The following is a 25,474-nucleotide window of genomic DNA, read 5'->3' as shown; positions in this document are numbered from 1 at the left end:
TTCTCGACCCCCTCGGGCGACAGCAACAATCGTTAGGCTTTTCCTGTGCGAATTGCGACCTGGAACGTGAACTCAATCCGAACCCGAGCTGCTCGAGTCGTCGACTGGCTGGAGCGTGCAGACGTCGACGTGCTGGCGATGCAGGAAATCAAGTGCAAGCCGGAGCAGTTCCCTTACGAAGCCTTCGAGGCCGCGGGGTACCAGGTCGAGGCGCACGGCACGAACCAGTGGAACGGGGTCGCGATCGCGAGCCGCCTTCCGATGGAGTCCGTCGAACGCGGATTCCCAGGGACCCCAGGCTTCGGCAAAGCGCTCGACGACGGGTCGCTGCCGCTGGAGGCTCGTGCCATTGGTGCAACCATCGAGGGCGTACGGGTCTGGAGCCTCTATGTTCCAAACGGCCGGGAGCTCGACCACCCGCACTACCACTACAAGCTCGAGTGGCTGCGGATCCTTGCCGACCATGCTCGCTCGTGGAACGACTCGTCAATCGCGCTCATGGGCGATTTCAATATCGCTCCGCTCGACACCGACGTCTGGAGCATTGAGGCATTCGAAGGTTCGACGCACGTCAGCGCGCCCGAGCGAGCGGCGTTCCAGGCGTTCCTCGACGCGGGCCTCGAAGACGTCGTGCGTGATCGCGACCCGGTCGAATACACCTACTGGGATTACAAGGCAGGTCGCTGGCCGAAGAACGAGGGCATGCGCATCGACTTCATCCTCGGCTCGCGCTCGTTCGCGGAACTCGTGAGCGCCGCCGAGATTCACCGCGACGAACGCGGCGGCGACGGTCCGAGCGATCACGTGCCGGTCAGTGTCGATCTCGATGTCGAGACTGAGCTCGACGAAGATCGCCCGATGATCTTCTGAGGCTCGAGCTCTCGCAGGGCACGCTTCCATCCGGACACGCTTCCATCCGGGCACGCCTCCGTCCGAGCAAGAAACGAGCGCGCACGCAGTTTTCTGCAGTCTCGCGGAGAGTTCACGCGTCGCGCTCAAAACAGGCAGGGAACCCGCGATCTGGCGCAAAAAACTTGTGCAGGGCCGCAAATACGCTGGTTGAGCCCGGCATTCCGGGCCTGCATTCCCCGGCCCGAGAGGACGACTCCGTGACCATCACGACGCCATCCGCTAGCGAAATCCTGACCGAACACCACGCGTGGCTCGCAGTGAAAGCTGCCGCCTCCGCCTTGCAACCACTGCAGTCGAGCAACGGCGCGATTGAAGACCCCGCAGACCATGAGGCAGCGCGGGCACACGTCGAAGCCCTCACCACCGGGATCCGCGAGATCGCCCCGCTGTTCCCGCACGATGATCGCTACCTCGAAGCACTGATCATCGATTTCGATCGTTGGGCAGCCGAGGGCTTCGCAGAGCCGGATTTCTACGACTCGCTCATGCAGTTCCAGCCGCAGCAGCACCGGGTGAACGGCCTGACGCACCTCGTCGTCTTCCCGATGTACACGCAGAACGGGTCTCGCTCGCGCTTGGTCGAAGCAGTGCTCGTCGAAGTGATCTGGCCGGAGTTCATCGCCGAACTCGAAGCGGGCGACTACTCGAACGCGCTGTTCGTCCCGATCCGATTCCTCGACTTCACCGAGGGCTACAACACGAACTCGGCGGTGCTCTTTCCTGAGACCGTCGCAATGCGCCAAATTCCGACGTTCACCTGGGGCGCGATTTTCCAGGACCGCGAAGCGGCTCGGTTCCGCAAGGTGCTTCGCGCCGCGGTCGAGGTCACGAAGCTCGAACTCCCTGCCGAAGCCGCCGCGATGCTCGATGATCAGCACCTCACGGAAGAAACCTTCGTCATGTGGGACCTCATCCACGACCGGACGCACATGCGCGGCGATCTGCCGTTCGATCCGTTCATGATCAAACAGCGGATGCCGTTCTTCCTGTACTCGCTCGAGGAACTCCGCTGCGACCTCACGGCGTTCCGCGAGTCGGTCGCGATCGAGCGCCGCCTCAACGCAAACGCTGAGCGCACCCCGCAGGAAGAGGAACTGCGTGAGCGCGCAAAGCTCGTCCAGTACGCGGTGATCTTCGACCGCATCTTCCGCTTCGCGGTCACCGGTTCCCGCGTCCGCAACTACGACGGCCTCGGCGGCCAATTGCTCTTCGCGTGGATGCACCAGAAGCGCGTGCTGCATTGGACCGATACGCAACTCGCCTTCGACTGGGACGAGGTCCCCGACGTGGTCAATGAACTCGGTGCAGCGATCGAAGAGCTCTACTGGAAGTCGATCGACCGGCCGAAGGTCGCGCACTGGCTTGCGGCCTACGAGCTCGTGTCGAACGTCGTCGAACCGCATCCGGCATCGGCGTGGAAGGCCGGGAATCTCCCCCTCACGGGAGCCCCGCGTGAATTGACCGACCTCGTCATGGACGACGAATTCCCGCTGTCGATGTTCTTCGAGGCATTTGAGAAGAAGATGCGGCCCGTGATCGCCTCAACGGCAGGAATGACGGGAACGAGCGATATCTCCTGAGCGAACCGCCCTGCGAAAGTGTCCTCCAGTGTTTTGCACTGGGGGACATTTTCGCGTCAATGAAGATTGTTTTGGTGAATTCGCCTTTCCGACTTGCAATCGCGTTCAGGTTCCAACTATTGTGATTCACCGTAAGGAATGTTCACAGACTAAGAGAGGAGGCCAGCGTGTTTACATACACTGATACGGATGCAGAGTTCAGGACAGCCCTGGGCTTCTCCGGAGTCCGCATCTCCTGACCGCGCTCGGCACTCCCGCCTGATGCAACGTCGGCGGTGATCCACCCGCTCAGGGTGGCCGTGCTCATTTGATTCCGCACGAACAAGCGCTCGCAGTTCCGAACTTTTTTCGACTTCGAACCGCTTATTTTCTTGTGCGTAGAACCTCATCAGCATTCCCATATCGCTTCGGCGATTTGTAATTCATTTGTCGCGCCTTCGAGGCCGAATTCTGTATGGCGCTTTATCGCGCCCAAATGTCAGGAATACCACTCATGCATTCTGTGCAATCGGTGAGCAATCACCACAACAATGAACAACAACTTCCATATACCGCCGAGATCAGCACCTCCGCTGCGAGCGCACTCACCCCGCTCCCCCGCTTGAGCTTCGCGAACCGATGCGCACTCCGCCTCGGCCTCGCGCTCATTCGATGGAGCAAGCGGAGCCGACTCGCGATTGCGAACGAAGCAAGCAGCAACCGCGCCAGGCAGGCGATGCGTCTCGAGCAAGAGGCAGTCAACAGAACTCGTGCCTACGAGCTCGAACGGCGCACCCTGTAGTGCGGCCGCTGATTTCGGTACCACCACTGTGGGCCCGTCCCGTTTCGGGTCGGGCCCACGCTCTTTTATTGCAGGTTCATCTGGTTGCACTGTCACGACCGCATCGCCCCGAATGTCGCTCTGGTCACACCAGGTGACGAGAACGACGTAACATTTCGTCATACAGTTCGCACGCGGAATATATGATCCGCGACGCTTGATGACGAGCGACCTGCGCGAACCCCACCTTCCGTCGCTGTAATAAGGGCTCAACCATGATTACTCTCGAACACGTCAATCGGACGTTCCGTTCCGGCGGCGCCCCCGTGACCGCGCTCGACGACGTCTCGCTCCACGTTCGACGAGGCGAAGTTTTCGGTGTCGTCGGCCAATCCGGCGCAGGAAAGTCAACACTCCTTCGCACCATCAACCTGCTCGAACGCCCCGACTCCGGCACAGTGCGCGTCGGTGATCGCGAGATGACCGCGCTTCGGGGACGCGACTTGCGCGCCGCTCGGCACAGCATCGGCATGGTGTTCCAGCACTTCAACCTCGTCGGCAACCGCAGCGTCGTGCAGAACGTGGAGTTCGCGCTCGAAGCAGTTGGCGCGGCACGATCACAGCGTCGCTCGGTCGCACTCGAAATGCTCGACCTCGTCGGTCTCGCACACCGCGCAAACAACTACCCTGCACAACTCTCCGGCGGTCAGCGTCAACGCGTCGGGATCGCCCGCGCACTCGCATCCAAGCCCGAAGTGCTCCTCAGCGATGAGGCCACGAGCGCGCTCGACCCCGAGACCACCCGACAGATTTTGAGCCTGCTTCGACGCCTCGGCAAAGAACTCGGCCTCACCGTCCTGCTCATCACCCACGAAATGGACGTCGTGAAGCAGATCTGCGACTCCGCAGCGCTCATGGAGCACGGTCGCATCATCGAACAGGGACCCCTGCTCGAGCAGATCGCGACCCCCGGCAGCCGGCTCGCGGCCGACCTCTTCCCGCTCGGCGATGCGCCGACGATCGAGGGCCACGGAATCATCGACGTCACCTTCGCCGGTGGAAAAGCATCCCGACCCGTCATCGCGGGCGTGATTCGCGACTTCGAACTCGACGTCTCGATTCTTGGTGCATCGCTCGAACAGATCGGCGGCGTTCAGGCCGGCCGGACCCGACTCGCGGTGCCCGGTGATGCAGCGTTGATCCAGCGAGTGCTCGAACGAATCAGAGCCGAGGGTGTCGGCGCGGAGGTGGTCGGACGATGATCGATGTCAACGACCCGAAGTTCTGGAGCGACCTCTGGAGCGTCCTGCTCGCAGGAACCGGTGAAACGGCCTACATGGTCGGCATTGCGCTCATCATCACGGTGATCGTCGGACTCCCGCTCGGCGTCCTGCTCGTCGGAACGGAACGCGGACGCTTCCTCGCCGCCCCGTTCGGTTCCGCTCTGCTCGGCAGCATCATCAATCGCGTGCTCGGCTTCATCGTGAACCTCGGTCGCTCCGTGCCGTTCATCGTCCTCATGATCGCGCTGATCCCGCTCACTCGACTGCTGCTCGGCAAGTTCATCGGCACCGGTCCCGCCATCGTGCCGCTGACCGCCGTTGCCATCCCGTTCTTCGTTCGCGTCGTCGAGATCGCAATCAAAGAGGTCGATTCGGGGCTGTTCGAAACGGCCGCATCGCTCGGAGCGAGCCGCTGGCAGCTCGTTCGCCGGGTGATCCTGCCGCAGGCGGCTCCCGCGATCGTGCTCGGCACCGCGACCACAATCACATCGATCATCAACTTCTCCGCCATGGTCGGGGTCGTTGGGGGTGGAGGTCTTGGCAACGTCGCCCTGACCTATGGGCTCCATCGCTACAGCACCATCCACATCATCTTCGTTGTCATCATCCTGTTCGTCATCGTGCAACTGATTCAAGGCATCGCGAATCTGCTTGCCGCGGCACTCAACCATGGCGACAGCAACCGCCGTGTGCGTCGCGCTCGATTCGGGCGGAAGACGGATGACAGCCAAGACACCCAACCGCACAACCCCACCGCCAATGTGAAGGAACTGCAATGAACATCCACACCACACGCACCTCGCGTCGAGTGATCGCACTCGCCGCAGCGAGCGCCATCGCGCTCGGCCTCGCCGGCTGCTCCACCGGCGACGACGCTGGCTCCGGCGACGAGGACGGCCTCGGCACGATCCGCGTCGGCGCGCTCCCGACCCCAGCGGGCGAGCTGCTCGAATGGGTCGATGAGAACCTTGGTGAAGAGGCCGGCCTCGACATCGAGTTCGTCTCGTTCACGGACTACAACACCCCGAACCCGGCGCTCACCGACGGCTCCACCGACGCGAACCTGTTCCAGAACCTCACCTTCCTGGAGACCTACAACGAGCAGGCCGGTGGCGAACTCGTCTCCGTCGGCGAGATCTACCTGCCAGCAGCGGCGTTCTACAGCGACAAGATCTCGGACATCAGCGAACTCGAAGACGGTGCGGACATCGCGATTCCGAACGACCCGACCAACGAGGGCCGCGCACTGTGGATGCTCGCTGAAGAGGGCCTCATCGAGATCCAGGATGGCGCGACGAACCTCGACGGCATCACCTCGAACCCACAGAACTTCAACTTCACCGAGGTCGAGAACGCAAGCCTCGCGCTTGCGCTGCCAGACACCGACATCGCATTCGTCACCGCCTCCTTCGCGCTGCCAGCCGGACTCACCCAGGACGACGCAATCCTGCTGGAAGGTACGAACTCGGATTACTTCAACATCCTTGCAACCACTCCTGAACTGGAGAACGACCCTCGTATCGTGAAGCTCGTCGAACTGCTGACCGACGAACGCACGAAGGAGTACATCAACGAGACCTGGTCGGGACTCATCGTTCCGGTCGACTGACTCGAAGACAACGCAGCGGCTGCAGCAATGCAGCCACCGCTCACCAGGATCGCGCCGCCCACCCGGGCGGCGCGATCTTCTCGTTCTGCCAGCGCCTCCCCCTCCAGTCGGAGGCGGTTCGGCCCCGCAGACTGAGGTGAGGTGGCCGCGGAGCGAATACGCTAGCGGCATGGACGAGACCGCCCGCTCCACCGATCAACCGCTCACCCGGCCACGGCCCGGTGCGCGCGCTGTGCGGATCGACGCGGGCGTCGCAGCGCTGCTGTGGGCGGGGGCTGCGGCAACCGCCCCGCTGTACTTCATTCTCGGCCAGGGCGCCGGGTTCGACCAGATGCCGCTCACGATCCTGCTCATGGGTCTCCTCGCACTGCCCCTTGCGCTTCGACGCGTCGCACCGAGCTGGGTCGCACTCGTGCAGGCGGTCGTCTACTTCGTCGCTGGCACGCTCGGCACGATGGACTTCTTCGTCTCGCAGATCGTGCTGTTCCTCGGCTTCTACTCGATCGGTGCGTGGGAGCGGAACCGAAAACTCGCGTTCTGGTCGCGCACCCTCATCGCCACTTCGACCGTCATCTGGCTGCTCGTGGTCGCGGTGATCTCATTCGAAGAGATGCGCGCAGAGGGTGGCAGCGACATCGCACCGATGGCCTGGCTCGGAATCAGCTTCATCATCAATGCCGCCTTCTACGGTGGAGCCTGGATTTTCGGCAACACCGCGTGGGCCGCAGCCATTGAGCGGATCCGGCTGAGCAACGCGGACTCGGCACTCGCCGAGCAGCGGGACCGCCTCACCCAGCAGGCACTGGAACTTGATCGCATGGACATCGCTCGCGAACTCCACGACGTCGTCGCCCACCACGTCAGCGTCATGGGATTGCAAGCTGGCGCCGCACGGCGCGTGATGCGCACCGACGTCGATCGCGCAGAGCACGCCCTCCGTGGCGTCGAGACGGGTGCGCGTCAGGCGATCATCGAGCTCCGCACGATGGTCTCCTCGCTCCGAAATTCCTCTCAGAGCAGTGAGTCCTCCAGTTTTGGGAACTCGACGGCCGCGAGCGCGGTCGGTCTTGCAAGCATCCCTGATCTTGTTGCGCAGACGCAGAACGCCGGACTCATCACCGACTTCTCGATCGTCGGTACGGAGCGCGAGATCCCGCAGACCATCGCGTTCACGGTGTATCGCGTTGCGCAGGAGGCGTTGACGAACGCCCGAAAGCACGCGGGGACTGGCGCCGAGGTTTCGGTCCGCCTGCGGTATCTCGAGACCGCGATCGAACTCGAAGTGAGCGACGACGGGCGAGGCACGAAGCAATTCGGCGAGGGAGGTGGCCTCGGACTCCTCGGCATGCGCGAACGCGTGACTGCGGTCGGCGGCGAAATCGCTTCTGGCCCGAAGTCCCGCGGCGGATTCCTGGTGCGAGTGAGCATTCCCGTTCCTGCGGCAGCGCCAGCGCCAGCGCCAGCGGAGGCGAGCGTTGCGGACAATCCCGGGAACAGCCCCGATCAATCGCTCGACATTCACAAGGACAACCCCCCGATGACCGTGACCGAGGCGAAAGTGCAGCCAGAATGACAACGATTTTGCTCGTCGACGATCAGGCGCTCGTTCGCACCGGGATCCGCACCATCCTCGAATCGGAGCCAGGGTTCACCGTGGTCGGAGAAGCGGCGAACGGTGCTGAGGCGGTCGAGCGCGCAATCGAACTCGCGCCCCAGGTCATCTGCATGGATGTGCAGATGCCGATCATGGATGGTCTCGAAGCGACTCGTGCGCTGCGCGACAACGCTGAGGTGTGCGCGAGCGTGCTGATGCTCACCACCTTCGACCGTGACGACTTCTTGTTCGAAGCGTTGCAGGCCGGCGCGAGCGGGTTTCTCCTGAAGACCGCCGAACCGGAGGACATCATCGATGCGGTGCACGCGCTCGCTCAGGGTGATGCGCTGCTTGCTCCAGCCGTCACGAAGCGAGTCATTGAATCGTTCGCGAGCACACCGCGCGCCATCACTCCACCACCGATGCTCGACGGGCTGACGGAGCGTGAACGAGAGATTTTGGCGTTGATCGCCAAGGGATTATCGAACTCCGAGATCGCGAAGCGACTGTTTCTCGGCGAATCCACGATCAAGACGCACGTCTCGAACGTGCTTGCGAAGCTCGGACTCCGTGACCGGGTGCATGCGGTGATCTGGTCGTACGAGCACGGAGTCGTGCAGCCCGGTGCCGAAACGGCCGAGGCGCTATAGCTCCCCGTTGATATTGAATCTTCGACACACGAGGAGTTATTTATCTTTGTCTGCTGTTTGAAACAGCACGCTGGACAAACGATGACGTATACCCACCAATAGCAGCACCCGCAATTGAACAGGCAACGTGCAGCGCAATCACCCAAAGAATTTCTATGCCCAGAGCCGAGAGAATGGCGTTCGCGACAATATAGGTGAAATAGATACCGAGTCGAAGTTTCGCAAACCTGGCGAAAGCGAAGAGCGCGCCGAAGCCCAATGACAGGAGAAACGCGAGGACGTACATACTCCCACCCTGTGCAGCATCTTCATTGATTGCCCCGAAAACTGCCACCGAGATATAGAAACCTTGTAACGAGATGAAGTGGGCAGTAAGCGCAGAGAGAATACCGATCAGCAGACTCCAGACCGCCCACCCTCGCACGAAGATCGACCGAGGATCAGAGCCTGTCTTACTCATCCACGAGAGCCCTGTGCGGAACAGAGGTACCTGGCACGTAAAGACTGGTCGAGATCGACCTTGCGAATTTTGTCCATAACGGCAATGGTACCCAGCTGCCAGGGAAGTCGGCTGCCTTCGGCCCAGTCGCGAATACTCTCATTGTGGTCCCAGTGAAGCTGAAGGTAATGTAATTATTTGCTCCCTCGAGGTGCCTCGGCAAAGATTTTAACTGGAACGAAGTAGCACCCACAGCCATCACTTTGACCGGATTACTGCGTTCAATCGGCTTGCTCCGAAGCTGAAGAACCCTTCCAACGGTCGGGTTATTGATCATTCCTTCGAGCGGAAACAACGCGCTGAGCCTCGGTTTTACATAAGCGAACATCGCAGCACCGGATTTACTCTGTGGCTTCCAGGCTGCACCTCCGGTTCCTTTCAATGAGAAAGAATAGTCGTATCCGTAACCGGCGGCATAGGCCGGTTGGTCGAACATGAACGTGGTCCCGCCAAGAATTAGACTTGCGGCCGCAACCCTCAGGAAACTTCGCCTCCCGATTTCTTTCCTAGTGAACGATTCAGCTTCAGTCATGCAAGAAAGTTACTCCTCTTGCCCGCTACCAATTCGCAATTTCCGTTCTTGTGGATAACTCGCAATCCGTAAAAGTTTGAACCCGTCGCGAAGTATATGCAGTCGAAACTTCGAGCGTTTGCTATCGCGCCGTCTCTGAAACACTTTGGCCAGCCTCCGTGACCGCGTGCATGCGGTGATCTGGTCGTACGAGCACGGAGTCGTGCAGCCCGGTGCCGAAACGACCGAGGCGCTATAGCTCCCCGTCGACATACAGCCAGCGACCCGCGCGGCGAGTAAACACGCTGCGCTCGTGCTGCTCGTCAACGGCTCGCCCGCGTCGTGATCGCGCTTTGAATTCGACCGTTGCGCTGTCGCCGCTCTCCGTCGAAGCGATGACCTCAAGGCCGAGCCACTGGACTTTCGGATCGAGCTGCAGCCGTTCGGGTCGCGTGGCAGCAAACCATGTCGTACTCAGGTATTCGGCATTGCCAGTGACGAAGGCCGAATACCGTGAGCGCATGAGGCGCTCCGCAGTCGGCGCGGGCTGGCCATCGAGGAGTGGTTCGCAGCACTGCCCGAATTCCTGGCCGCTCCCGCAGGGGCACCGGTCATTTGCGGCAAACCGTGGAAAGTTGTTTCGCGCTGCACCGTGACCAAAAGACATGGCTCCATTGTGACGGGTGCGTGCGAGCCCCGAGCTCCGCCTCATTACTGAGTCGCGAAACGCTCAACCCTGAGCACGCATTCGGCCCCGTCGGCAACTGATTCGATCTGCGTCGCCCATGGTTGCGTCGCCCCATCCGAAACGTCAGTGATGTCGACCTGGACGAGCCCCGTCGTTTCGGTACCGACGAGTGCCGAGACGTAGATCCGGTAATCCTGTGGTTCCGCCACCGGGTTTGTGACCGTTCCCTCAACACGAAGGACGCCGTCTTCTACAGCACACAGCGTGATCGCGGCGTCGTCGAGTGCACCAACGTAGCCCTCGACGGAGCCGGGCTGATCGGTCACATCAACGGTCGCTGCGGTGTTCGATGGCTGCGGTCGCGGAAAATCCGTGTCCGCGCAGCCCGCGAGAGCGATTGCCGCCACGAACGTCGTGGCGGCAATCAGCACTCGAGCGGTCTTCACACGCGACCCTGCCGACGACGAGCCGCGACGATGAGCATTGCACCGAAGGCGAGCAGCAGAGCCGCTGCAAGCAGTGCAAACGCATCGACCGATCCGCCAGTGACGGCCAGTGCTTCGAATCGAACGGTCGTGCTGTCTGCATCGCTCGTTGGAGCACCACTCGGGTCGACGCCCGAGACCACCGCGGTGTTCTCAACCCAGCCTCGCGCGATATCGGCCTGCGTCAGGGTGTACGTGGCAGTTGCCTGCACGGTCTCACCCGGAGCCAGGACGCCGGCGGCACCGGGCCAGACGTACTGCAGCGCACTCAACCCGACCATCGGGTCATCGATCGAGACCTCAGCCAAAGAGACATTGCCAGTGTTCGTCGCAGCAAACGAGAACTCCACGACACTGCCAACACGAGCATCACCCGTCAGCGCACCCGACTTCACGAGCGCGAGCGACGCGCCCTGCGGAAGCTGCACGGTCTCTTGATCCGTGCCCTCGACGGGATCAGACGGGACCGGCGGTGCCTCTGGATCATTGGAGTCGATCGTCGAGGGAGGCGTTCCTTCAGCGAGCGCCACGTTCACCACTGCACCGGCATCGACATCCGCCTGCGTGAGTTCGTAACTCGCGGTTGCGGTCACCGACTGTCCCGGCTCGAGGACGCCTGCTTCACCAGGCCATGCCGCAAACTCCACTGGCGACAAACCGGGGAGCTCATCGCGCAGCGTGACGTTGGTGAGCGTGACATTCCCAGTGTTCGTGAGGGTGAAGCGGTACTCAATGCGGTCTCCGGGGACGCCGTCACCGATGAGCGCTCCAGCCTTCACCACGCTGATCGCAGGGTTCGAATCGATCGGCGTGATCACTCCGTCTTCATCCTGCGGGTTCGGTGGCTGAATCGGGTTTTCAGGGTCTTCCGGGTTGAACGTGAGCGGAGGGGTCCCTGTCGCGAGCGCCGTGTTCTGCACCCACGCCTTGTCGAGGTGTGCCTGCGTCAACGTCAGGGTTGCTGTCGCCGTCACTGACTCTCCGGGCGCGAGGACTCCAGCATCAGCGGGCCATGCGTACACGAGTTCGCTCAGGCCGAGCATTGGATCGCTGATCGAGACATCGCTCAGCGTGACGTTGCCCGTATTCGTCGCGACGAAGGTGTACTCGACTGTGTCTCCGACCTTGGCGAATTCGCCTTCGGCAACGTTCAGTTCACTCGACTTTTCGAGCGTGATCGCTGGGTTCGACGGCAGCGGGACATCGACCTCGGTTGGTGGTGTCTCGATCGGATCAGAAGGCTCCGGGTTCTCCGGGTCCTCCGGGTCGATCACTGGTGGCGGTGTGCCTCCAGCGGTCGCAACGTTATGGACGACACCCGCGTCAACGTCCGCCTGCGTGAGCGTGTAGGTCGCAGTTGCCCGAACCTGTTCGCCCGGAGCCAGCACGCCGTCGGCCTCCGGCCATTCGTAGGCGAGCTCGCTCAACCCTGCGAGCGCGTCGTTGATCGAGACATCCTTCAGCGTGACGTTGCCCGTGTTCGTTGCCGAGAACGAGAACTCGACGACACCGCCGACGCCGACTTCACCAATGACGGCACCCGACTTCAGCAGTTCGAGCGACGGGGCCGGCTCGATCGGCTCGACGTGACGGTCATCATCGCTCACTGGCGGTTGTGGTGTCGGGTTCTCCGGGTCTTCCGGGTTGAAGGTCGCCGGCGGAGTTCCCTCCGCAGTTGCGATGTTCTCGACCCAACCGCGATCGACATCCTCCTGCGTCAAGGTGTAGGGCGCCGTGACGAGCACCGATTCAGAGGGCAGCAACGTACCTGCGGTGACAGCACCGCTCGATGCCCACTGGAACTCGTAGTTTGCATCCGCACCGAGGAGGTTGTCGGAGACGCTGAGGTCACTCAGTGTCGTCGTGCCAGTGTTCGTGAGGAGGAACTCGTACACGACGGTGTCGCCCGCTCGCGTGAAGGTCTGCCCCGCTTGCACGCTCTTTTCGAGCGTGATCTGCGGCGAACGCTCGATCAGGATCGTCTCGGGATCGTCGTCAGTGACAGGTTCGGCGGGGATTCCCGGTCCTTCGGGGTCCGCCGGGTCCTTGACGTTCGGCGGGGTTCCAACGGTTTCCCCGATGTTCACAACGGCACCCGCGTCGATGTCACCCTGAGTCAGCGTGTACGAACCGGTCAGCGTGACCAGCTCGCCCGGGGCGAGTGTGCCCTCGGCAACTGCTGCTGACCAGTCGATTGCCGTCACCGCAAAACCGGGAAGCCCATCGGTGATCGCGACATCGGTCAGAGTCACGTTGCCGGTGTTCGTTGCCACGAGCGTGTAGACGATCGTGTCGCCTGCAACGGGAGTCTCGCCTGCAGCGTTCAGCTGCCCCGACTTCGTCAGTTCGATCGATGGCGCCGGTGCAAGCTCGGTGACCACGGTGGAATCGTCGACGACGGGTTCCTGCGGCAGAGGATTCTCGGGGTCAGCGGGGTTGTAGACCGGTGGCGGCGTCCCCTCCGCGGTCGCAGTGTTCAGGATCAGACCATTGTCGAAGTGCTCCTGCGTGAGCGTGAGCGTGCCGGTCGCAGTCACGCGCTCGCCTGGCGCGAGCGTTCCTTCGGCGGTCGCCGCGGACCAGTCGTACTCGAGCGCTGAGAGGTTTGGCAGGGGATCGCTGATCACGACGTCAGTGAGGGTGACGTTTCCGGTGTTCGTCGCCACGAAGGAGTAGGCGACCGTGTCACCGATCACGGGGGCCTCGCCCGCTGCCTGCAGCGCTCCGGTCTTCAACAGCGAAATACTCGGATCGTTCACCGTGTGCTCCGTGGTCGGAGCCTCTGGAATGAGCGGCTCGCCTCCGCCTGGAGGCGTTGCCGTGCCGACCGCGGTGTTCGCGAGCACAGCGCCTTGAGCGTCCGCATCGATCATGACCGTGTAGGTGATCGCAAGCGCTTCACCGACAGCGAGCTGCCCGTTCCAAACGATCACCTGGTTGTCAACGCTGGGCGCCGAGGTCGGCGATCCGTTGATTGCAGCGCTCGGGCCGCCGACGAGGCTGGCGTGCGCGAGCAGCTCATTCAGGTCGTCCGTCACGGAGACCTCGCTCAGTGGAGTTTCGCCGGTGTTGGCCGCGATGATCGTGTACGTGATCTCGGAGCCCGCGTTCAGACCCTCACCGCTTGGCGGGTTTGCGGTCTTCGTGAGTGTGAAGCCTGGTGTGTTAACAGGGTTCGTGACGGTGGTCGGCGGTGGCGTCAGCGTGCCTCCACCCGGAGGAGTCGCGGCACCGGTCGCGACGTTCTCCAGCGAAACTCCGGCAGCATCTGGGCCGACGGTGAAGGTGAACGTGATCGACAGCGTCTCGTCGATCGCGAGCGAGCCCAGCCATTCGATCAGACCGTCGTCGTAGCTCGGCGCCACAACCGCGGGTGCGCCGTTGATGCTCGCTGCGATGCTCGACGCGTCGATCGTGCCGTGCTCGAGCAGCGCCGTCACATCGTCCGTGACCTGCACGTCGTTCAACACCGTTTCACCGGTGTTGCTCGCTGTGATCGTGTAGCTGAGCGTGTCGCCAGCGTTCACTGCGGTGCCGCTTGCCGGGTCGACGGTCTTCTCAAGCGTGAATCCTGGAGTTGCGACCGGGTTCGAAGTGGACTGCTCCGGCGGGCTCGAAGGTGGCGTGCCACCGCCCGGAGGCGTCGCGCTTGCATTCGCGACGTTATTGAGTGTTGCTCCCTCGGCGATCGATTCGACTGTCACCGAGTACGTGACCGTGACGGCCTCGCCGACTCCGAGGTTTCCGCCCCAGGTGAGCATGTTCGTCGGCTCGTTGAAGACAGGAGCAGTGGCAGTCGTGGAGTCGCCATTCGCTGCAGTGATGCTTGCGATGAAGCCGCTGTCGTTCAGCGTGGCGTATGGCAGCACGTCGCTGAGGTCGTCAGTGACGTCAACGTTCATCGCGACCTCACCAGAGTTTGTCGCCGTCACTGAGTAGGTGATGACGTCTCCGACGTTGACCGTTTCGCCAGATGCCGGAGTCGAGGTCTTCGTGAGATCGAGGGATCGTTCGAGGGCCGTGTTCGTGATCGTGCACACGAGGCTTGAGCCGCGAAGGTTGTCCGGCTGCACGACCGACCATGCTGGGCCAGTTCCTGTGGTGGAGACCGCTTCACCATTGCGCGCCGCATCGACACAGGCGATTTCGGAGTTGTAGTAGTCGAGGTTCGCGCCTGCCGCGGCAGACTCGGTGAGCGTCAGCAATTCGCCGTTTCCGGTGACGTATGGTCCGGCGTTTTGCTGCTGCACGCCTGGCGCGTTCAGCGTTGTCTGCGCCTGCCCGAGCGCAACTGGTCCGCTCGCGCGGGTTGGCGCGGCGACGGCGAGGCCAAACTGGTCGCCCGGGGCGAACCGGTCCGGCTGAATGTCCTTGATGAGCTGGACCGTGTTCGGGTAGGCGCAGCTCGCGAGGTCGGTGAACCCAACGCCCGAGGTCGGGTTCGCAAACGTTGCGACCGTTTGCCCGGTGACGAGGTCGATTTCGTACAACGTCGTCGAGGTCGAGACGTAGATGTTTCCGTAGTTTCCGAACGCGATTCCATTGCCTTCAGCGCCAGCGGGCAATTGTGCAATCGGAGTTCCGAGGTTGAGCGTCACATTCCCTGGAGTGCTCGGAATTTCGTTCTGTACGGCGTACACGTTCCGGTTTGCAACAAGAATTAACTGTCCATCGGCAGTAAAGGCGAAGTCGCCGTTCTGCCCATTAATGCCTGGAATATTGCCGACCTGGTAGGCGGTGTCAGTATTGGGGTTGTAGACACCCAGGTACGAGGGGTTTCCGTGACCGCCGTAGTAGTACAGGCCGTCGACCGGGTTGACCGCGCCGCGGATGATCCCATCAGGAACATTCGGGTCGCCGAGGTTTTTGGTGACCGTTTGTTCACTCAGTCGGTTGTGGATGGAGATCTGCTTTGTGGAGCCGCCGGGTGCACCGTTCGCGAGCGTGTACACCCATTGCCCGTCCCCTGAGACGCCGAGGCTGTTATTGCGCTGACCTGCAATTTCAAAGGTGTTCGTGGGAGCGAAGGTTCCATCGACCACATCGAACTCGCGGACTTCTCCTGCGGAGTTCTGCGTGTAAATTCCGCTGCCGTCGCAGAACAGTGGAGTCGCTGCTGCCGCTTGCGGTGCGGCGACCGAATTGCTCAGTACGACCAATCCGCTTGCGACGATTGTCGCCGCAGCGAGGGTTCCGAGGATCTTCTGGGCAAGCCGAGAGCCGCTCGATTTGTTCAACATTTGGTTCCATCCATGGGGCGAGCGGCGCGCGAACGGCACTCAGGAATACAGCGAAGGGGGACAGCGCAATGGCGCTCAAACGGAAACTATAACTGCGCGGATGAGACCAAAAATTGTTTGGTTTTGGGCTCGTGAATGCGCATTCCGGACTCAAGTTCGGAACGAACGGGGTACATCGGTCGTACCCGTTTTCTGTCGCGCTGATTGGCGTATTGACGCCTTCCGAGCCGGATTTCCTGGGGCGCCCCTCCCGTGTTCTCAGGGCGAGTTCGATGGAAACGCCTTCGCGTGCCGGGCAGATGCGGATGAGCTGGAGCGCTTCAGATGGGGCACGTGATCTCGTTGTGAACGGGGTACAAAACCATGCGTAACCCTAGGGTTTTGGAGGAATTTCAGCATCGAAATTTCACCCTGAGGGTGAGGCGAAATGCACCGCTGACGAGACATTGGCCCCTCAGGGAGCAACGAATCGAGGCTCGGCGCCTGCTGGGTTCCGCGCTTGCTGGGCTCCGCGCTTGCTCTGGTCGGCGTCTGCCGGGTTCCTCGCCTGCTGGGCTCGGCGCCTGCTGGGCTCGGCGCCTGCTGGGCTCGGCGTCTGCAAGCTTGCGCCTCTGCTGACCTACGCCTCCACTGGCCCGCGGACCTGCTCCTCGGCGCACTGCGAACCGCAAGCGATTCGGGCACGGAACCCTCTACCAGCGCATCGTTGCTGTGATGAAGATCGAGAATCCGAAGCCGATCACGAGGCCGGAGACGAGGAAGGCTTCGACTCGTCGATGCTTGGAGAGCAGCAGGGCCACACCCGCTCCACACGCGACGAGAGCCGCGACGAGAATCGTGATCGCCGCGGCATCACCAAGCCAACGCTGGAGTCCGGTGGCGGCAAGGAGGGGAAGAACGAGGGCGAGCCCGAAGACTCCGCCAATGAATTTTCCTCTCGATCCGGAAGGCGCGTCATCGTGCCATCGTCGAGGGTTCCGCTGCTCTCCCACGCTCAGCACTGTACCGAGCGCGACCACCGAGCTCCTCGAGTGGACGAGCTCGGTGGTCGAGTGGACGAGAAAAAACCAGATGCCGGGGTACGAAATATCGGATCGGTCTTGCTTGTACCCCCCATTCGGGTACCATTCAGGGAACTACCATTCATTTCTCAAGAATTGAGGCCCGGCGTGAGCCTGAACGACAGCACATCAACCGATGCAAGCCCGAACGACGCCATCAACGTGGCCGACCAGCCGACGGTTGCTACGCCGACGGCGACGACCGCCGACGCGAAGAAGACCGCCGCTGATCCCGCGAAGCCGAGCTGGCGCACCACGTACCTCGGTGCAGGCGACGACGTCGACGCGAAGAACGTCTCCTGGGGCGCAATCTTCGCCGGAGTCGTCACGACCATCGCGATCCTGATCGCATTCTCGCTTCTCGGCACCGCAATCGGCCTCGGCGCAACCGACCTCACCTCCGACCAGCCGCTCGAAGGCGTTGGAACCGGCCTCGCGGTCTGGGCGATCCTGACGCTCGTCCTTGCAATCGGCGCTGGCGGATTCGTCACCGGCGTTCTCGCAGGCCGCGCTGGCTTCATCCACGGCGTCGTCATGTGGGCTGGAAGCATCATCGCGGCAGCAGTCGTGATCGCGATGACCACGGCCGCAACGCTCGGCGCTGTCGGCTCAGTCCTCTCCACCACCGCCTCCGCGGCGGGCGACGGCGCGTCGTCGATCGCTTCCGTTGTCACAGACGCCGTTGACGGCGCAACCGACCAGATCGCGGAAGGCATTTCCGACATCGATGGCGAAGAGCTCGCAGCGCAGACCGAGGACATCCTCGTCGGCACCGACGTGCCCGAACTCCAGCCGGATTACCTGCAGGGTCAGGTTGACGAGGTTCGCGAGGAAGTGCTCGCCTCCGGTCGCGAACTGCTCGTGAACCCTGAGAACTATGAAGAGATTCTCGGCAACCTCGGCGACTCCATCGTCGAGCGCGCGGAAACGATCTCCGAAGCAGTGGACCGCGACGCGATCGCACGTTCGGTCGCAGCAAACACCGACCTCACTGGCGCGGAAGCGGAAGCCGTTGTCGACAACATCGTTGATGGCATCGAGACCACTGTCGACACGGTCAGCGAACAGCTGTCGACCGTCGACGAGCGCATTCAAGAGCTCCAGACGCAGGTTGAGACGGTCGTCGAAGACGCCCGTCAGACTGCTGAAGAAGCAACCGACAATGCCGCGAAGGCCGCGGGCTGGGCCTTCGCCGGATCGCTGATCGCACTCGTGATCGCCGCCTTCGCCGGACTCCTCGGCGCACGCATTGTGGGCGAGCGCAACTCACCAGTGGCTGCACGCCGCAAAGTCTGAACTCCGCAGCACGCTGCTGAACTCCTGAACAACTGAGTCAGCACAAAGCCGGGGCGGCCCTCCATCTGGAGGGCCGCCCCTCTTTTATGCCCTGATCGTCGTTCCCGCAAAACTTCACACCGCAGTTGACACGCTTTCGGTTCTATGGTTCATTAGTTGAGTAATGAACCACGGAACTCCTCGGGACCCCGGATCCTGATCGGTTTCGCCGGATGTGCGCACATCCACCCCATCCAATTTGAGGAGGCAGACATGTTCGATGCAGGGAAACCCCTCTTCGTGCAGATCGCCGAGCAGATCGAGAACGAAATTCTCGATGGCACCTATCCCGAAGAATCCGCCGTCCCCTCGACCAACGAGCTCGCCGGGTTCCTTCGCATCAACCCCGCCACCGCGGGCAAGGGCCTGAACCGCCTGGTTGACACGGGAGTGCTCTACAAGAAACGAGGGATCGGAATGTTCGTCGCAACTGGCGCGAAGACCGCACTCAAGAAGGCTCGTCAAGAGGCCTTCTCCGAGCAATACATCACCCCGCTCCTGCGCGAGGCCGAGAACCTCGGAATCACGCGCGACGAGCTCGCAGACATCATCCGGAACGGAGCGTAACCATGACGTACGCAATCGAGGCCCACAACCTCACCAAGATGTACCCGAAGGGAGTTCGCGCACTCGACGAAGTCTCCTTCAGCATTGAACCCGGCACCATTACGGGCCTTCTCGGTCGCAATGGCGCAGGCAAGACCACACTCATGCAGCAACTGACCGGTCAGCTCTTCGCGACGAGCGGTTCGAGCGCCCTCTTCGGAGAACCGGCGCTCGAACGTCCCGACATCCTTGCCCGAACCTGCTTCATCCAGGAGGGCCAGCGATACCCCGACTCGATGACGGGTGCGCAGCTCCTCCGCGTCGTTCGAACCATTTATCCCAACTGGGACGAGGCCTTCGCGCAGCAACTCATCGCTGACTTCCGGTTGCCGCTGGATCGCTCGATCTCGAAGAAGCTCTCCCGTGGGCAGCTCAGCACGATCGGCATCGTCATCGGCCTCGCCTCACGCGCAGAGATCACCTTCTTCGATGAGCCCTACCTCGGCCTCGATGCAGTCGCTCGACAAATGTTCTACGACCGGCTCCTCGCCGATTTCGCAGAGCACCCGCGCACGATCCTGATGTCGACGCATCACATCGACGAAGCGGCGAACCTCTTCGAACGAGTGATCGTGCTCGACCAAGGCGAGATCATCATCGACGAGGAGACCGAGAACCTTCGCGGGACCGCCGTGCAGCTCTCGGGCCGCACCGCAGACATCGATGAGCTCACGGCTGGGCTCAATGTCGTGCACCGGCAGCAGCTCGGCTCGCTCTCCACCGTCATGGTGCTCGGTGTACTCCCGCCCGAGCAGGAGCGCGCCCTCAAAGCGCGTGGCATCGACTTCAGCTCGGTGTCACTGCAGAACCTCATCGTCCAGCTCACCGCTGGACACGTCGACGCCGCAGCAGCGGCCAAGTGAAAGGCAGCATCATGAACCGCATCAATGGTGTGCTCGCCCTGCACACAGCAAACCGCAAAGACCTCCTCCTCTACCCCGCGATCTCCATCGCCGGCGCATTTCTCGTCGTCATCGCAATCGGTGTCGCCCTGAACGTCGGATTCGCCGACGACCCGGAGGTCATCAACGGCATGAGTCTCGGGATGCAATGGAACGGAGCGATCTTCGCGCTCCTCGGCATCGCATTCGGAGTCGGCGTCACGATGATGACGCAGTACTTCCCCCTTTCCATGGGGCTCGGTTTCACCCGGCGTGAATACATGCTCGGCTCGCTGCTCTTCGTCGCCATCCAGTCAGCAGTGATCGCAGTGTTCATCACGATCATGAAAGTGATCGAGGTCGCGACGAACGGATTCGGCCTCAACGTCAGCATGTTCAATGTCGTCTACGTCAGCCGCGGGGAATGGTGGGAGACGCTCGTGCAGAGCTTCCTCCTCCTCTTCCTCGGCACCGTCGCCTGGGCATTCTTCGGAACGGTCTGGAACCGATGGGGCCGCAACGGACTCCTGACGATGGCGGTCATCGGCATCCTCCTCTCCGGCATCATCGTGATCGTCGCGTTCGCAAACCCCGAGATGCTCGCATCGATCGCATCGATGGCGTGGATCGGTTGGATTGCAGTGACGGTCGTGGTCACGATCATCACGACGGTCGCCTGGTGGGTGCTCGCACGCCGGGCACAGGTTCGATAGCGGCCGCGCCGGTTCGAGCACCGCACCGCAGCACCGCACCACAGCAACACCGCACCACCGTGAACGGCGGGCACCAGAACCTTCTGGAGCCCGCCGTTTTGCGTAAACACTCCCCCTGAGCGCTCGCCTCGAACCCTCACGCTCCACCTCCGGGGGGAGCGTCTTCGGCACTCATGGCCGATACGCGACGACAACCCCTCCACATAGCGTTGACATCACGGAAAGGAATCACATGATCACTCTCACCGGCATTAACCGGTCCTTCGGATCGACACAGGTTCTGCATGACGTCGGGTTCTCCGTTCAGCCAGGCCGCATGACGGGCTTCGTTGGAGCGAACGGCTCGGGCAAGACCACCACCATGCGCATCATTCTCGGTGTGCTCCGCCCCAACAGTGGCGAAGTCACGGTCGACGGCGCCCCCGCTGGGCCGACCTGGCGCTCCCGCGTCGGCTACATGCCGGAAGAACGCGGTCTGTACCCGAAGATGAAGGTCCGCGAACAGCTCGTCTACCTCGGCCGCCTGCACGGCCTCTCCACAGAAGGTGCGAAGCGCAACGCGAGCGATCTGCTCGAACGCCTCGGTCTCGGCGAACGCCAGAACGACACCCTTGAATCCCTTTCACTCGGAAACCAGCAGCGTGCACAGATCGCCGCGGCACTCATGCACGAGCCAGAAGCGCTGATCCTCGACGAGCCGTTCTCGGGCCTCGACCCGATGGCCGTTGAAACAACGCTCGAAGTGCTCCGCGATGTCGCGGGAGCGGGTGCCCCCGTGCTGTTCTCCAGCCACCAGCTCGACCTCGTCGAGCGTCTCTGCGACGACCTCGTGATCATCGCCGACGGCCGCGTCCGCGCTGCCGGAACGCGCAAGGAAATCCGTGCGGCACACAGCTCGCCCGAATGGATCCTCGAGTCCTCCGCAGACGCCGGCTGGGTTCGTCACGCCACTGGCGTCCAGGTCTCCGAACTCGATGGGAACTTCGTTCGCTTCAGCGCCGATTCCCGCGAGCACGCCGACGCAGTGCTCCGCACAGCGCTCGAGCACGGCGCAGTCACCCGATTCACCCCGCATGAGCGACCGCTCACCGAAATCTTCCAGGAGGTCGTGCGATGAGCATCCCAACGCAAGCTCGCAACTCACCGATGAAGTCGCCAGGATTCTGGAACGTCGCCGGGATCGTGGCGCAACGCGAAGTCTCCGTGCGTCTGCGCTCGAAGTCCTTCGTCGTCTCCACCATCATCACGCTCGTGCTGATCCTCGCCGCGATCGTGTTCAGCTCCTTCGCCGGCGACCTCTTCTCATCGACTTCAAAGATCGCAACCACGAGTTCGAGCGTCGCAACTGCCTTCCAGGACAGCGAAACGATCGAGGCCGAAACCGTTGGCAGCGAAGCGGAAGCTCGCGCGCTCGTCGAGAGCGGTGACGTTGACGCTGCCGTCGTCGAGGCCGAGAACGAGAGCGGACTGCTCGTCATCGCAGACAGCGAGGCGCCGAGCGGGCTCGTGCAAGCACTCAGCATCACGCCCGAAGTCGAGATCTTGAACCCCAGCTCGAACGAGTTCTTGATCGTCTACTTCATCTCCATCGCGTTCGGTGCGATCTACTTCATGTCGGCGCTCACCTTCGGTGGAACGATCGCACAGAGCGTCGTCGAGGAGAAGCAGACCCGCATCGTCGAGATCCTGCTCTCCACCGTCTCAGCCCGCGCGATGCTGGCAGGCAAGATCCTCGGAAACTCCGCGCTCGCATTCGGGCAGATCATCCTCATCGCGCTCATAGCCCTCGGCGCAGGAGCTGCAACAGGGAACACGATCATCCTCGACGGGCTCGGCATCCCGATCCTGTGGTTCGTCGTCCTGTTCATTGTGGGATTCGTCATGATCGCCTCGCTCTACGCGGCCACGGCAGCGCTCGTCTCACGCAGTGAAGACCTTGCGAGCGTGCAGACGCCGATCACGATGCTCGTCATGGCGCCCTACCTGTTGATCATCATCTTCAGCAGCAACCCCCTCGCCCTCGCGATCATGTCGTACTTCCCGTTCACAGCACCGGTTGCGATTCCGATCCGCCTCTTCACCGAGTCGACGCTCTGGTGGGAGCCGTTCATCACCCTCGCGATCATGCTCGTCACGACAGCGATCACGATCTGGTTCGCAGCGAAGGTGTACGACGGATCGCTGCTCCGGACCGGCGCAAAGGTCAAGATGCGCGACGCGCTGAAGAACTCCTGAGCTCGGGTTCTCCAAGCGAATGGGCCTCTCCGAACGGAGGGGCCCATTCCTCGTTCTCGGCAAGGAATCTGCCCGGCAGAGTTCGCGGGTGTCGCCGAGAAGCGCGAGAATAGTCGAGTGCAGCTTCACAACATTGATACCCGCGGTTTTGCCAGTGACAACTACTCGGGCGTTCACCCAGACGTCCTCCAGGCGATCGCGGAGGCGAACTCCGGACATCAGGGCGCGTATGGCGGCGACGCCTACACCGAGCGGCTGCAAGAAGTGGTTCGCCGGCACTTCGGCGATCAGGCGCTCGCCTTCCCGGTTTTCAACGGAACGGGCGCGAACGTCCTCGCATTGCAGTCGATTCTCCCCCGATGGGGAGCTGTGGTCACCGCGAGCACCGCGCACATTCACGTCGACGAAGGCGGTGCTCCCGAGAAGGTCGGCGGGCTGAAGCTCCTCGCCGTCCCCACCGACAACGGCAAGCTCACACCCGAACTCATCGATCGTGAAGCCTGGGGGTTCGGCGACGAGCACCGGGCACAGCCACTGGCAGTCTCGATCACGCAATCGACCGAGCTCGGCACGCTGTACACGGTCGACGAGATCCGCGCGATCACGGATCACGCGCACTCCCTCGGCATGAAGGTGCACCTCGACGGCGCTCGGCTCGCAAACGCCGCAGCCTCGCTCGGTACCGACTTCGCAACATTCACGAGCGACGCCGGTGTCGACATCCTGAGCCTCGGTGGCACGAAGAACGGCGCACTCGGTGCCGAGGCAGTCGTCCTGCTCAACCCAGACGCTGCCACCGGACTCACCTACCTCCGGAAGCTCAACATGCAGCTCGCCTCGAAGATGCGCTTCCTGTCTGCGCAGCTCATCGCCCTGTACGAAGGCGATCTCTGGCACCAGAATGCGAGCCACGCGAACGCGATGGCGACTCGACTTCGTGCAGCGCTCGAGGGTGTTCCGGGCCTCGAATTCACGCAGGCGACACAGTCGAACGGCGTCTTTGCGACGCTGCCGGAAGGCGTTGCGCAGGCCGTGCGCGAACAGTTCGCCTTTTACGACTGGGACGAAGCGAAGCGCGAAGTCCGCTGGATGTGCTCCTTCGACACCCAGGCGGACGACATCGACGCCTTTGCTGCGTTGATCCGATCGACCTGTGCTGCAGCGTGACCCCTTGCCGGGCATGACCGCGACGACCATCACGCGTTCCCCGAGAACCTTCGTCGGCATCGACATCGGCGGCACAAAAGTCGCCGCGGTACTGACCGACGGGCACGGGACCGTGCTGCACCAGTACTGGTTCACACACTCGATCTCTGGTCAAGACGCGCTCCTCGATGAGGTCGAACGCGCATACCTCGAATGTGTTCGTGCTGCGGATCAGCTCAGTCTCGCATCGCCGCACTCGGTCGGGGTCGGCATCGCTGCCTGGTTCGCGCCCGGCCAGTCACGGATCAACTACGCCGCACACTTCAAGATCCGCGACTTCGAACTCGCGGCGCCACTGCGCGAACGCCTTGGTGTTCCCATCACCATCGACAACGACGGCAACGCACAGGCACTCGGCGAGTTCACCTTCGGATCGGGTCGCGACGCGGAGTCACTGCTCTTGCTCTCGTTCGGGACGGGTGTCGGCGGCGGGCTCATCGTCAACGGCGCGCCCCTCCACGGTGCGCATGGCTACGCGGGAGAACTCGGTCACGTCACGGTCGATGAAGACGGTCCCGTCTGCAGCTGCGACGCGAAGGGATGCCTCGAATCCTTTGCGGGAGGCCAGGCGCTCGCGCGCGTTGGCAACCGCCTCTCCGCTCCTCGCGCGCTTGCCGCTGCAGAGGCGCGACAGGTCACTGCAAAAGATCTCGTCGACGCTGCTCGCGCAGGCGACGTTGAATCGACGATTGCGCTCGACGACGCTGCTCGCGCGATTGCTGCCGCGCTGCGACGGCTGCTGCCGGCCTTCGATCCTGCAGTCGTCACGATCGGCGGCTCGCTCGGAATTCACGCAGCGCCCTGGTGGATGCCCGTGATCGAACGCGAACTCGCCGCGATGGCTCCCTTGCAGGCAGTGCCACAGCCTCGCCATATTTCGGTGTCGTCGCTCGGCACCCTCACTACCGCGATCGGTGCAGCCGCGCTCGCGATCCTCCGGGCCCGCGTCGACGATGCGAAGGGTGCAGCGACATCGACCAGCACATCCGAGAGCACGAGCGGCGCAGCCTGATGAGCCCGGCACGATGAGCACTCCAGCTTGGGACGCGCTCACCGAACGCGTTCTTGCCGAGTTCGCCGCGTGGGCGCCACGGAGCGACGCGCATATTCGAACGCGGGCTCGATACCTCGAACAGCTTCACCAGCATGGCGCCGCATTCGTCGAGAAAGCCGCGATGCGCGAGCACATCACGGCAAGCTGCTTTCTGCTCTCGCCCGACCGGAGCGCAGTGCTCCTGGCCCTGCATCGCAAGGCGAACCGCTGGCTGCAACTCGGAGGACACCTCGAAATCGGTGACACCGGCGCCGCCTCCGCAGCACTCCGAGAGGCCGTTGAAGAAGGCGGCGTCCATGACATCAGCCTCATCGAGCCCACACCGATGGATCTCGACATCCACGAACTGCGGGGCGACTTCACGCACTGCGCAGTGCATTGGGACATCGGGTTTCTCGCTGTCGCTGCGACGCGGAGCGTGCCCCTTGTCAGCGAAGAGAGCCTCGACGTCCGCTGGTGGACGCTCCATGAACTCGATGCCGCCGACCAGGAACTCGCGGCCCGGCTTCGCAGAATGCTGCATCAGCTCCCGGCAACCTAGGCCTCGCGCCAACGAAAATCGCGCCCGCCCT

General features: G+C 62.5%; 23 protein-coding genes. 17 read left to right on the top strand and 6 right to left on the bottom strand.

Annotation, left to right across the window (positions count from 1 at the left end; all coding sequences use genetic code 11):
* Positions 1–45 precede the first annotated feature (45 nt).
* The 8 genes from U2H20_RS09145 (at position 46) to U2H20_RS09110 (ending at position 8,388) form a co-directional block, all read left to right on the top strand.
* Entirely contained in the window at positions 46–870 is an 825-nt protein-coding gene (locus U2H20_RS09145; RefSeq protein WP_430591980.1) for an exodeoxyribonuclease III, read from the top strand.
* 239 nt (positions 871–1,109) lie between these two features.
* Complete coding sequence (locus U2H20_RS09140; protein ID WP_430591979.1) at positions 1,110–2,492, top strand: DUF6421 family protein; 1,383 nt, start codon at positions 1,110–1,112, stop codon at positions 2,490–2,492.
* Between the two features lie 493 nt (positions 2,493–2,985).
* Positions 2,986–3,273: a hypothetical protein gene (locus U2H20_RS09135; protein ID WP_430591978.1), complete on the top strand. Its 288-nt coding sequence runs from the start codon at positions 2,986–2,988 to the stop codon at positions 3,271–3,273.
* A gap of 254 nt (positions 3,274–3,527) precedes the next feature.
* A complete protein-coding gene (locus tag U2H20_RS09130) occupies positions 3,528–4,514 on the top strand; it encodes a methionine ABC transporter ATP-binding protein (protein ID WP_430591977.1) in 987 nt (328 codons plus the stop codon).
* Positions 4,511–5,314: a methionine ABC transporter permease gene (locus U2H20_RS09125; RefSeq protein ID WP_430591976.1), complete on the top strand. Its 804-nt coding sequence runs from the start codon at positions 4,511–4,513 to the stop codon at positions 5,312–5,314. The genes U2H20_RS09130 and U2H20_RS09125 overlap by 4 nt, the downstream gene beginning before the upstream one ends.
* Complete coding sequence (locus tag U2H20_RS09120) at positions 5,311–6,144, top strand: MetQ/NlpA family ABC transporter substrate-binding protein (protein WP_430591975.1); 834 nt, start codon at positions 5,311–5,313, stop codon at positions 6,142–6,144. Before U2H20_RS09125 ends, U2H20_RS09120 begins: the two co-directional genes overlap by 4 nt.
* 169 nt (positions 6,145–6,313) lie before the next feature.
* Positions 6,314–7,717 carry a sensor histidine kinase gene (locus U2H20_RS09115; RefSeq protein ID WP_430591974.1) on the top strand — a complete coding sequence of 468 codons (1,404 nt, stop codon included), beginning with the start codon at positions 6,314–6,316 and terminating at the stop codon, positions 7,715–7,717.
* Entirely contained in the window at positions 7,714–8,388 is a 675-nt protein-coding gene (locus tag U2H20_RS09110; RefSeq protein ID WP_430591973.1) for a response regulator, read from the top strand. The genes U2H20_RS09115 and U2H20_RS09110 overlap by 4 nt, the downstream gene beginning before the upstream one ends.
* Positions 8,389–8,428: 40 nt before the next feature.
* Here the strand turns inward: U2H20_RS09110 and U2H20_RS09105 are convergent, their stop codons facing one another.
* The 6 genes from U2H20_RS09105 to U2H20_RS09080 all read right to left on the bottom strand — a co-directional run bounded on the left by U2H20_RS09105 (position 8,429) and on the right by U2H20_RS09080 (position 16,803).
* A complete protein-coding gene (locus U2H20_RS09105; RefSeq protein ID WP_430591972.1) occupies positions 8,429–8,848 on the bottom strand; it encodes a hypothetical protein in 420 nt (139 codons plus the stop codon).
* On the bottom strand, positions 8,841–9,419 hold the full coding sequence (locus U2H20_RS09100) for a hypothetical protein (protein ID WP_430591971.1): 579 nt from the start codon (positions 9,417–9,419) through the stop codon (positions 8,841–8,843). The genes U2H20_RS09105 and U2H20_RS09100 overlap by 8 nt, the downstream gene beginning before the upstream one ends.
* Positions 9,420–9,651: 232 nt before the next feature.
* Positions 9,652–10,065 (bottom strand): YchJ family protein, encoded by a 414-nt coding sequence (locus U2H20_RS09095; protein ID WP_430591970.1) that lies wholly within the window; start codon positions 10,063–10,065, stop codon positions 9,652–9,654.
* A gap of 44 nt (positions 10,066–10,109) precedes the next feature.
* Positions 10,110–10,532, bottom strand: coding sequence for a hypothetical protein (locus U2H20_RS09090; protein ID WP_430591969.1), 423 nt, complete (start codon positions 10,530–10,532; stop codon positions 10,110–10,112).
* Positions 10,529–15,811 carry a DUF7507 domain-containing protein gene (locus U2H20_RS09085; protein ID WP_430591968.1) on the bottom strand — a complete coding sequence of 1,761 codons (5,283 nt, stop codon included), beginning with the start codon at positions 15,809–15,811 and terminating at the stop codon, positions 10,529–10,531. Before U2H20_RS09085 ends, U2H20_RS09090 begins: the two co-directional genes overlap by 4 nt.
* 692 nt (positions 15,812–16,503) lie before the next feature.
* On the bottom strand, positions 16,504–16,803 hold the full coding sequence (locus U2H20_RS09080) for a hypothetical protein (protein ID WP_430591967.1): 300 nt from the start codon (positions 16,801–16,803) through the stop codon (positions 16,504–16,506).
* A 177-nt stretch (positions 16,804–16,980) separates the two neighbouring features.
* On the opposite strand from U2H20_RS09080, the gene U2H20_RS09075 reads away from it, so the two are divergent.
* From U2H20_RS09075 to U2H20_RS09035, 9 genes are all read left to right on the top strand, one after another.
* Positions 16,981–18,168: a hypothetical protein gene (locus U2H20_RS09075; protein WP_430591966.1), complete on the top strand. Its 1,188-nt coding sequence runs from the start codon at positions 16,981–16,983 to the stop codon at positions 18,166–18,168.
* A gap of 252 nt (positions 18,169–18,420) precedes the next feature.
* A complete protein-coding gene (locus U2H20_RS09070) occupies positions 18,421–18,774 on the top strand; it encodes a GntR family transcriptional regulator (protein ID WP_430591965.1) in 354 nt (117 codons plus the stop codon).
* A 2-nt stretch (positions 18,775–18,776) separates the two neighbouring features.
* The gene (locus U2H20_RS09065; protein WP_430591964.1) at positions 18,777–19,676 is read left to right on the top strand and encodes an ABC transporter ATP-binding protein; all 900 of its coding nucleotides are present in this window, start codon (positions 18,777–18,779) and stop codon (positions 19,674–19,676) included.
* An 11-nt stretch (positions 19,677–19,687) separates the two neighbouring features.
* A complete protein-coding gene (locus U2H20_RS09060) occupies positions 19,688–20,407 on the top strand; it encodes a hypothetical protein (protein WP_430591963.1) in 720 nt (239 codons plus the stop codon).
* A gap of 232 nt (positions 20,408–20,639) precedes the next feature.
* Positions 20,640–21,524: an ABC transporter ATP-binding protein gene (locus U2H20_RS09055; RefSeq protein ID WP_430591962.1), complete on the top strand. Its 885-nt coding sequence runs from the start codon at positions 20,640–20,642 to the stop codon at positions 21,522–21,524.
* On the top strand, positions 21,521–22,642 hold the full coding sequence (locus tag U2H20_RS09050; protein WP_430591961.1) for an ABC transporter permease: 1,122 nt from the start codon (positions 21,521–21,523) through the stop codon (positions 22,640–22,642). The genes U2H20_RS09055 and U2H20_RS09050 overlap by 4 nt, the downstream gene beginning before the upstream one ends.
* A gap of 117 nt (positions 22,643–22,759) precedes the next feature.
* Complete coding sequence (locus U2H20_RS09045; RefSeq protein WP_430591960.1) at positions 22,760–23,809, top strand: threonine aldolase family protein; 1,050 nt, start codon at positions 22,760–22,762, stop codon at positions 23,807–23,809.
* On the top strand, positions 23,796–24,860 hold the full coding sequence (locus U2H20_RS09040) for an ROK family protein (protein WP_430591959.1): 1,065 nt from the start codon (positions 23,796–23,798) through the stop codon (positions 24,858–24,860). The genes U2H20_RS09045 and U2H20_RS09040 overlap by 14 nt, the downstream gene beginning before the upstream one ends.
* Before the next feature lie 13 nt (positions 24,861–24,873).
* Entirely contained in the window at positions 24,874–25,443 is a 570-nt protein-coding gene (locus U2H20_RS09035; RefSeq protein ID WP_430591958.1) for an NUDIX hydrolase, read from the top strand.
* Positions 25,444–25,474: the final 31 nt, after the last annotated feature.

This window comes from Humidisolicoccus flavus, assembly GCF_045689595.1.
In the GTDB taxonomy this organism is placed as follows: Bacteria; Actinomycetota; Actinomycetes; order Actinomycetales; family Microbacteriaceae; genus Humidisolicoccus; species Humidisolicoccus flavus.
The sequence above is the reverse complement of the archived record's forward strand: the minus strand, read 5'-3'. Positions and strand labels throughout refer to the sequence as shown.

What these genes read in the sequence shown, in the direction of transcription:
- U2H20_RS09135 (WP_430591978.1), top strand. Translation starts at nt 2,986, where the DNA reads ATGCATTCTGTGCAATCGGTGAGCAATCACCACAACAATGAACAACAA.
- U2H20_RS09130 (WP_430591977.1), top strand. Translation starts at nt 3,528, where the DNA reads ATGATTACTCTCGAACACGTCAATCGGACGTTCCGTTCCGGCGGCGCC.
- U2H20_RS09125 (WP_430591976.1), top strand. Translation starts at nt 4,511, where the DNA reads ATGATCGATGTCAACGACCCGAAGTTCTGGAGCGACCTCTGGAGCGTC.
- U2H20_RS09120 (WP_430591975.1), top strand. Translation starts at nt 5,311, where the DNA reads ATGAACATCCACACCACACGCACCTCGCGTCGAGTGATCGCACTCGCC.
- U2H20_RS09115 (WP_430591974.1), top strand. Translation starts at nt 6,314, where the DNA reads ATGGACGAGACCGCCCGCTCCACCGATCAACCGCTCACCCGGCCACGG.
- U2H20_RS09110 (WP_430591973.1), top strand. Translation starts at nt 7,714, where the DNA reads ATGACAACGATTTTGCTCGTCGACGATCAGGCGCTCGTTCGCACCGGG.
- U2H20_RS09105 (WP_430591972.1), bottom strand. Translation starts at nt 8,848, where the DNA reads ATGAGTAAGACAGGCTCTGATCCTCGGTCGATCTTCGTGCGAGGGTGG.
- U2H20_RS09100 (WP_430591971.1), bottom strand. Translation starts at nt 9,419, where the DNA reads ATGACTGAAGCTGAATCGTTCACTAGGAAAGAAATCGGGAGGCGAAGT.
- U2H20_RS09095 (WP_430591970.1), bottom strand. Translation starts at nt 10,065, where the DNA reads ATGTCTTTTGGTCACGGTGCAGCGCGAAACAACTTTCCACGGTTTGCC.
- U2H20_RS09085 (WP_430591968.1), bottom strand. Translation starts at nt 15,811, where the DNA reads ATGTTGAACAAATCGAGCGGCTCTCGGCTTGCCCAGAAGATCCTCGGA.
- U2H20_RS09070 (WP_430591965.1), top strand. Translation starts at nt 18,421, where the DNA reads ATGTTCGATGCAGGGAAACCCCTCTTCGTGCAGATCGCCGAGCAGATC.
- U2H20_RS09065 (WP_430591964.1), top strand. Translation starts at nt 18,777, where the DNA reads ATGACGTACGCAATCGAGGCCCACAACCTCACCAAGATGTACCCGAAG.
- U2H20_RS09060 (WP_430591963.1), top strand. Translation starts at nt 19,688, where the DNA reads ATGAACCGCATCAATGGTGTGCTCGCCCTGCACACAGCAAACCGCAAA.
- U2H20_RS09055 (WP_430591962.1), top strand. Translation starts at nt 20,640, where the DNA reads ATGATCACTCTCACCGGCATTAACCGGTCCTTCGGATCGACACAGGTT.
- U2H20_RS09050 (WP_430591961.1), top strand. Translation starts at nt 21,521, where the DNA reads ATGAGCATCCCAACGCAAGCTCGCAACTCACCGATGAAGTCGCCAGGA.
- U2H20_RS09035 (WP_430591958.1), top strand. Translation starts at nt 24,874, where the DNA reads ATGAGCACTCCAGCTTGGGACGCGCTCACCGAACGCGTTCTTGCCGAG.